Origin of the sequence: Microbacterium sp. BF1 (assembly GCF_019279095.1) — a bacterium.
GTDB classification, from domain to species: domain Bacteria; phylum Actinomycetota; class Actinomycetes; order Actinomycetales; family Microbacteriaceae; genus Microbacterium; species Microbacterium maritypicum.
Map to the genome: position 1 here is coordinate 1 of NZ_JAGYWT010000248.1, position 3,648 is coordinate 3,648.

Consider the following 3,648-nt stretch of genomic DNA (forward strand, 5'->3'; position numbering starts at 1 on the left):
GACCGCCCTCAGTAGTTCAGGAGGCAACGGCTGTTCAGGGGATGCGTACCGGACCATTCGCCAAGTCTGCCGTAACCGTCACCGACGCTATCAGGGATTGCAGTTCAGTTACAACCTTGCAGAAAGAGGTTCGGCGACCTGTTCGGTCACGACTCGCACCCGGGCGATGCGTCGTCGATCGAGCTCCGCGACCTGGATCGTGGCGCCTGGCACCTCCACGACGTCGCCGACGACGGCGAGACGCCCCAGCTGCTCCGTCACGAATCCGGCGATCGTGTCGGACGAACCGCGCGGCATCGACAATCCGGTGAGCTCCTCGAAGTCCTGCAGGTTGAGTCGTCCGTCGATGCCGTCGTCAGCCGAGATGAACACCTCGGCGTCGTACTCGTCGAAGATCTCGCCGACGACCTCCTCCACGAGGTCTTCCAGAGTGACCAGGCCGTCGGTCCCGCCGTACTCGTCGACGACCACCGCGATGTGGTGCCCCTCTGCGCGCATGCGGGTCAGAGTCGGCAGCACACGTGCGGTCGAGGGGATATAGGGGATGTCGCGCATGAGCGCGCTCAGTGGACGCGTCGGATCGTCGGATGCGGCCTCGAAGAGATCGCGCACGTGCACGAACCCGGTGATGTCGTCGATCGAGGTCTCCGAGACGGGGTAGCGCGAGAACGGAAGGTCGCGCACCTGCGCCATCACCTCGCCGACGCTCGCGGCCTCGTCGAGGGCGACGACCTCGGGCCGCGGTCGCATGACCTCGCTGACCTGGCGACCGCGGAGGGACAGCACGTCGTCGAGGATGCGCCGTTCGTCATCGGGCAGCCCCTGATGGCTGGCCACGATGTCGCGCACCTCCTCATCCGTCATCTCGTCGCTGGTCTTGCGCGGATCGCCGCCGAGCAGCCGGACGAGGGCGTTCGTGGACACCGACAGCAACCAGATCACCGGGCGCATGACCGTCGCGAACCCGTTGAGTGCGGGAGCGACCGCGTAGGCGAACTGCGCATTGCGCTGGATCGCGAGGCGCTTCGGCACGAGCTCGCCGAGCACCAGCGACAGATAGGCGATCACGAGGGTGAGCACGAGCGTGGCGACCGTGAGCGCGAGAGCAGGGGCGAGGCCCCACGACTCCAGCACCGGTGCCAGCGACGGCGCGATCGATGTCGCACCGTACGCCGCCGAGGCGAACCCGGCGACGGTCACACCGATCTGCACCGCCGACAAGAAGGTGTTGGGATTGCGGGCGAGGGCGGCGACCTTCGCCCCGCGGCGCCCGCGCTGACCGATGGCGTTGATCTGACTCTCGCGCAGCGTGACCAGCGCCATCTCCGTCGCAGCGAAGACACCGCCGATCAGCACGAACGCGAAGACGAGGGCGATGTTCCAGAGCAGGTCGCCCATCAGAGGGCCGCCTCGTCTGTGGTGGGGTGAGCGCCCGGGATGAACCGGGCGCTCGTACTGTCAGAGTCCGAAGAATCAGAACAGCGCTGCGCGCTCAAGAGTGCTCCTTGTCGTTGCGGGTGGTGGTGTCGGCGCCGGCCGGAACGGAATCCGGTGCCCGACGCGTCTTGAGAAGGCTGGCCACGGTCGCGATCGTGATGGTGGCGGCAATGAACAGCAGCGAGAACCAGATCGGGATCTCGGGAGCCCACAGCATCGGCTCGCCGCCGTTGATGAACGGAAGCTCGTTGACGTGCATCGCGTGCAGCACGAGCTTGACGCCGATGAAGGCGAGGATGACCGCGAGCCCCTGAGCCAGGTAGACGAGGCGCTCGAGCAGTCCGCCGATGAGGAAGTACAGCTGGCGCAGACCCATCAGCGCGAAGGCGTTCGCCGTGAAGACGATGTAGGCCTGGTCGGTGAGACCGTAGATCGCAGGGATCGAGTCGACGGCGAACACCAGGTCGATGAACCCGATCGCGATGATCGTGAGGAGCATCGGCGTGACGAAGCGCTTGCCGTTCTTCACCACGGTGAGGCGGTCGCCGTTGTACTCGTCGCTGACGGGGAGGTGACGGCGCACGAACGTCATGAAACGTCCGTTGGCCGGGTTGCTCTCGTGGTTGCTGAATGCCTGACGGTAGGCGAGCACGAGCAGCAGTGCACCGAACAGGTAGAAGATCCACGAGAAGTTCTCGATGAGCGTCGCGCCGACGGCGATGAAGATTCCGCGGAGGATCAGCGCGATGACGATGCCGATCATCAGCACCTTTTGCTGGTACTTCTTCGGCACGGCGAAGCCGGTCATGACGATGAGGAACACGAAGAGGTTGTCGATCGACAGCGCCTTCTCGGTCAGATACCCGGCGAAGTACTCCCCACCGAACGTCCATCCGGAGAAGACGCCGATGCCGACGCCGAACAACAGCGCGAGGCTGATGTAGAAGATCGACCAGCGCGCCGACTCCGCGATCGTCGGCTCGTGCGGGGTGCGCACGTGGGCGAAGAACTCGTAGACGAAGAAGGCGATCGTGATCGCGATCGTGATGACCCAGATCAGCGGCGTGATATCCAAATGAGGGCTCCAGACTCGAGGTACGACAGTACCGCCAAAGTCTTCTCCATTCCATGAGACATGGAACCGGTGGCCCGGGATGCGACATGCATCCGTAATGACGACCCCACCGTGTCGGAGTACTCCCCTTGGGATTTCCCAGATTAGAAGAAGACCCTCTGCGATTCCTGTGGATCTGCCGAAAGTGACATGCAGGCGGTCCGCTACTCCGGGGCGTCGGAGGGGGTGAGGTCCTGCTCCTCGGCGCGATCGATGATGGCGGGGAGCGCGTCGTCGAAGAAGGCGACCAGGACGGCGCGGGTCTTGCTCGCATCGCGCTAGAGGATCGCCTCTCGGAGGGAAACGACGAAGGCGCCGACGACATCCCAGTCGAACGCGTCCTTCGCATGCTGACTGAACCGACGGATCTGCGGCCCGAGGCGGTCGATGACGACGGCGCGCGAGGCGTTGCCCTCGATGCGCGCGAAACTCGTCGCGGTCGCACGAAGTGCGATCCCGAAGCCGACGACGTCGCGGTCCTTCACCGCTGTCGACATCTCCCCGGCGAGCTCGGCGAGGTACGCGGTGTCGTCGTCCTGGATCCGAGGCATCACATGACGCACCGCGCCGATCCAGATGTCGCCGAAGAGGTCGACGGCATTGCGGACCTGATCCAGATCGATCGGCGCGACCCGGGTGTAGCGGTTGCGCTGCATCTCGACGAGGCCGTGGTCGGCCAGGCGGTCGCGTCGCCAAAGGCTGAAGCATCGGCAGGCAGGGCACTTACGCTCTGTAGGCCGGGATGTGATCCGGGAAGTCCGTCTCTCCGATGCCGCCGGGTCCGTAGAACGCGGCGACGAACTGGCTCGCCTGTGCGACAAGTTCCGTCGCTGCGATCTGACCAGACGACGGAGCCAAGGTGAACCCGTAGGTGCCGCCCGCCGGGCCGTTGAGCCACGCAAAGTCGTAACTCATACCGCCGTCTGGTTGGGTTCGCTCGCTGACCCGAAACAGCTCGCCCTGGACAACAGGGTCTGATGCAGGAACAGGTGACATCTAGCGTGGCTAGCCGAGATGGCTGGCCTGGAAGGATGTCATCATGCCCAAGCCGTTTCCCAAGGAGTTCCGCGACGATGTGATCCGCGTTGCGGAGAGTC

Annotated in this window: 4 protein-coding genes; all 4 read right to left on the bottom strand. The window is 64.8% G+C overall.

Going from position 1 to position 3,648, the window contains the following annotated elements; translation table 11 throughout:
• Positions 1–108 precede the first annotated feature (108 nt).
• The 4 genes from KZA10_RS09750 to KZA10_RS09765 all read right to left on the bottom strand — a co-directional run bounded on the left by KZA10_RS09750 (position 109) and on the right by KZA10_RS09765 (position 3,466).
• Positions 109–1,398, bottom strand: a complete 1,290-nt coding sequence (locus tag KZA10_RS09750; RefSeq protein WP_218682764.1) for a hemolysin family protein — start codon at positions 1,396–1,398, stop codon at positions 109–111.
• A 94-nt stretch (positions 1,399–1,492) separates the two neighbouring features.
• Complete coding sequence (locus KZA10_RS09755; protein ID WP_055877000.1) at positions 1,493–2,512, bottom strand: TerC family protein; 1,020 nt, start codon at positions 2,510–2,512, stop codon at positions 1,493–1,495.
• Between the two features lie 317 nt (positions 2,513–2,829).
• Positions 2,830–3,207 (bottom strand): hypothetical protein, encoded by a 378-nt coding sequence (locus KZA10_RS09760; protein ID WP_256934669.1) that lies wholly within the window; start codon positions 3,205–3,207, stop codon positions 2,830–2,832.
• 67 nt (positions 3,208–3,274) lie between these two features.
• Entirely contained in the window at positions 3,275–3,466 is a 192-nt protein-coding gene (locus tag KZA10_RS09765; RefSeq protein ID WP_229778946.1) for a hypothetical protein, read from the bottom strand.
• Positions 3,467–3,648: the final 182 nt, after the last annotated feature.

Coding starts and splice junctions, on each gene's coding strand:
- KZA10_RS09750 (WP_218682764.1), bottom strand. CDS start 1,398: ATGGGCGACCTGCTCTGGAACATCGCCCTCGTCTTCGCGTTCGTGCTG.
- KZA10_RS09760 (WP_256934669.1), bottom strand. CDS start 3,207: ATGCAGCGCAACCGCTACACCCGGGTCGCGCCGATCGATCTGGATCAG.
- KZA10_RS09765 (WP_229778946.1), bottom strand. CDS start 3,466: ATGAGTTACGACTTTGCGTGGCTCAACGGCCCGGCGGGCGGCACCTAC.